We start from the raw sequence: 3,307 nt of genomic DNA, 5'->3' as shown, positions 1-3,307 counted from the left end.
ACAGCTTGGATTTACTTAGGTAAACCAGACCTATCAATGATTATCAACGGCGTATTGGCTGGCTTGGTAGCAATTACAGCCCCTTGTGCTTACGTAGGTATTCCTGCTTCTTTACTCATCGGCTTTATTGCCGGAGTTATTGTAGTCTTCTCCGTCACACTCTTTGACAAAATTCGTATTGATGACCCAGTAGGCGCAACATCAGTTCACCTAGTTTGTGGTATCTGGGGAACTCTAGCAGTTGGACTCTGGTCTGTCGGCCCCGGTGTTTATTCCTGGTATGGTGAAGGTGCTGGACCCACTGCGGGTTTATTTGCCGGTGGTGGTTTGGGACAGTTATTTATTCAACTGGTAGGTATTCTGAGTGTCGGTGGTCTGACAGTTGTTGTTAGCAGTATCTTCTGGCTATTACTCAAGTCTACTTTAGGTATCCGAGTCTCTCGTGAAGAAGAATTAGAAGGTTTGGATATCAGCGAACACGGTATGGAAGCATACAATGGATTTGTCACAGAAACTAGTCCTGGTGGATTTCCTGAAGGATATGGTTCATCTGGAGTATCACAAGACAAATATTAATGTCATTGGTCATTAGTTTTTAAGGGTGTATACCTCGTATTAATGACTCCATTTAGCAGATTGATTGCTGATCACCCGCCCATGAGATTTTTGACATTGATCCTAGTGGCGGGTTTTTTCATGCAAAATTTTTTCTGTAAATTTTAGTAAAGACGGGATAAGTCGCGTCTCAACACTCAGCACTCAACACTCAACACTCATGACTCATGACTCAGCACTCAGCACTCAGCACTCAGCACTCATTAACTCAGCACTCAGCACTCATTACTAATGACATATTGACGTAGAGGATTTAAAATCTGAGTCAAATCATTGGTATATTTTGCTATTCGTGTCAACTTCTGCAAAAACCTTTCCTCTCTGGGGATTCTTCTTGCTAGTAACCAACAGCATACTAATGTTGGCGGTCATCTTGCTCATTTGGCAACAGCAGCGATTTAAGGCTGTTCTTGGCAATCCACTCTCCCCAAAACAAGTTCGTCCAACCCAAGTCGCTACACCAGATTTAGGCCCCCGTCATCAACTCACTTATCAGCAATGGGTAGATATTCTCAAGCAAGAAGCCAAAGTAGCCTCTGAAGAACCACCTCAACGTTTAAGCATCCTCATGGGAGATTCTCTGAGTTTGTGGTTTCCGCCTGAGTTGTTACCCGAAGACCGAAATTGGCTTAATCAGGCCATTTCAGGTGAATCCAGCGATGGACTATTAAAAAGATTAGATGTATTTGACAGCACTCAGCCAGAAGTCATTTTTGTAATGATTGGCATTAATGATTTGATTCGGGGAGTAAGTGATCGAGTCATTATAGAAAATCAACGGCAAATTATGGCTTACCTCCGTAAAACCCATCCGCAAGCACAAATTGTTGTCCAGTCGATTTTGCCTCATGGAGATGAAGAAGCAACTTGGGAGGGAAAAGATAAACTGCTGAAAATTTCTAACAGTCGGATTCGCCAATTAAATCAACAAATACAAAACATGGCTACTCAAGTCGGTGTGAAATACCTTGACTTGTATCCTTTATTTACTAACCAGCAGGGTAATCTCCGCCGTGAATTTACTACAGATGGTTTACATCTGAATTCTACAGGTTATCTAGTTTGGCGGACTGCGTTACAAATGTATAGCAATATGGAGGTAGGGAGTAGGAAGTAAGAAGTAGAGTTAATTTCTACGGAATATTTTCAGATAGCCTATAAAATCGTGTCTTAGCACGAGAAAATAAGACAATAGTGATTTAAATTGCCAATACAAACAATGGATACAAAAGCTTTTAAACGTACACTCCAACATTCAGAAAATTACAACCGGAAGGGATTTGGTCACAAAGCAGAAGTGACTACCCAGTTGCAATCTGAGTATCAAAGTAGCTTGATTCAAGAAATCCGCGATCGCAATTACATCTTGCAACGAGATGATGTCACCATCAGACTAGCCCAAGCCTTTGGTTTTTGCTGGGGTGTAGAACGCGCGATCGCAATGGCTTATGAAACCCGTCAGCATTTCCCCACAGAACGCATCTGGATTACCAACGAGATTATTCACAATCCCTCTGTCAATCAGCGAATGCAGGAAATGAATATCGGTTTTGTGCCGATGGCAGCTGGGATAAAAGATTTTTCTGTAGTGCAGACCGGTGATGTAGTCATCCTACCCGCATTTGGAGCCAGCGTTCAAGAAATGCAAATCCTCCACGATCAAGGATGCAAAATTGTGGATACCACTTGTCCTTGGGTGTCTAAAGTTTGGAATACCGTGGAAAAGCACAAAAAAGTCGCTTACACTTCCATTATTCACGGTAAATATAAGCATGAAGAAACAATTGCTACCAGTTCCTTCGCCGGTAAATATCTGATTGTGCTGAATTTAAAAGAAGCCCAATATGTTGCAGATTATATTCTTAATGGTGGCAACCGGGAAGAATTTTTGCAAAAATTTGCCAAAGCTTGTTCGGCAGGATTTGACCCTGACCAGGACTTACAAAGGGTGGGGATTGCTAACCAAACCACCATGCTCAAAGATGAAACGGAGCAAATTGGTAAGCTGTTTGAACGGACGATGATGCAAAAGTATGGAACCATTGAGTTAAATCAACATTTCCAAAGCTTTAATACCATCTGTGATGCTACTCAAGAACGGCAAGATGCTATGTTGGAATTAGTACAACAAGATTTAGACCTCATGCTAGTAATTGGGGGATTTAATTCATCAAATACGGCTCAATTACAACAAATTGCAGCTGAAAGAAAAATTCCTTCCTATCACATTGATTGTGTGGAACGGATTAAATCAGCAAATGCTATAGAACATCGTCAGTTAAATGGAGAATTAGCGATCGCGCAAAACTGGCTACCTAATGGCAAAATTATTGTAGGAGTGACTTCTGGTGCTTCCACTCCCGATAAAGTAGTAGAAGACGTGATGGAAAAGATTTTTACATTAAAAGCATTAGTACCAGTAATGAGTGCTGAGTAATGAGTGCTGAGTGCTGAGTGCTGAGTAATGAGTACTGAGTAATGAGTACTGAGTGGGTAGGGGCAGGTTTACAGATATGCTCAATTACTAATAATAATTTTAATAAACCCGCCCTTACTTGGTTTGTACTCAGCACTTTGCTATAACTACAATCTTGGTAAAATTTCCGGTATCAAATGGCCAGGAACCTGAGATAAAGCTAGATTTTGACCATGTATCCCCAACTCATCGTGAAAAGCACCAATTGTTTTGACT

3 protein-coding genes are annotated in these 3,307 nt (G+C 41.3%); all 3 read left to right on the top strand.

Going from position 1 to position 3,307, the window contains the following annotated elements; translation table 11 throughout:
* Positions 1 to 576 (top strand): ammonium transporter (locus VB654_RS03790; RefSeq protein WP_416235654.1); only part of this gene is annotated, 576 nt, incomplete at its 5' end.
* Positions 577 to 973: 397 nt separating this feature from the next.
* Complete coding sequence (locus tag VB654_RS03785) at positions 974 to 1,732, top strand: SGNH/GDSL hydrolase family protein (protein ID WP_323212112.1); 759 nt, start codon at positions 974 to 976, stop codon at positions 1,730 to 1,732.
* A gap of 102 nt (positions 1,733 to 1,834) precedes the next feature.
* The gene (locus VB654_RS03780) at positions 1,835 to 3,052 is read left to right on the top strand and encodes a 4-hydroxy-3-methylbut-2-enyl diphosphate reductase (protein WP_323212111.1); all 1,218 of its coding nucleotides are present in this window, start codon (positions 1,835 to 1,837) and stop codon (positions 3,050 to 3,052) included.
* Positions 3,053 to 3,307: the final 255 nt, after the last annotated feature.

It is taken from the genome of Nodularia sp. UHCC 0506 (genome assembly GCF_034931045.1).
Classification (GTDB): domain Bacteria; phylum Cyanobacteriota; class Cyanobacteriia; order Cyanobacteriales; family Nostocaceae; genus Nodularia.
The sequence above is the reverse complement of the archived record's forward strand: the minus strand, read 5'-3'. Positions and strand labels throughout refer to the sequence as shown.

What these genes read in the sequence shown, in the direction of transcription:
- VB654_RS03785 (WP_323212112.1), top strand. Translation starts at nt 974, where the DNA reads ATGTTGGCGGTCATCTTGCTCATTTGGCAACAGCAGCGATTTAAGGCT.
- VB654_RS03780 (WP_323212111.1), top strand. Translation starts at nt 1,835, where the DNA reads ATGGATACAAAAGCTTTTAAACGTACACTCCAACATTCAGAAAATTAC.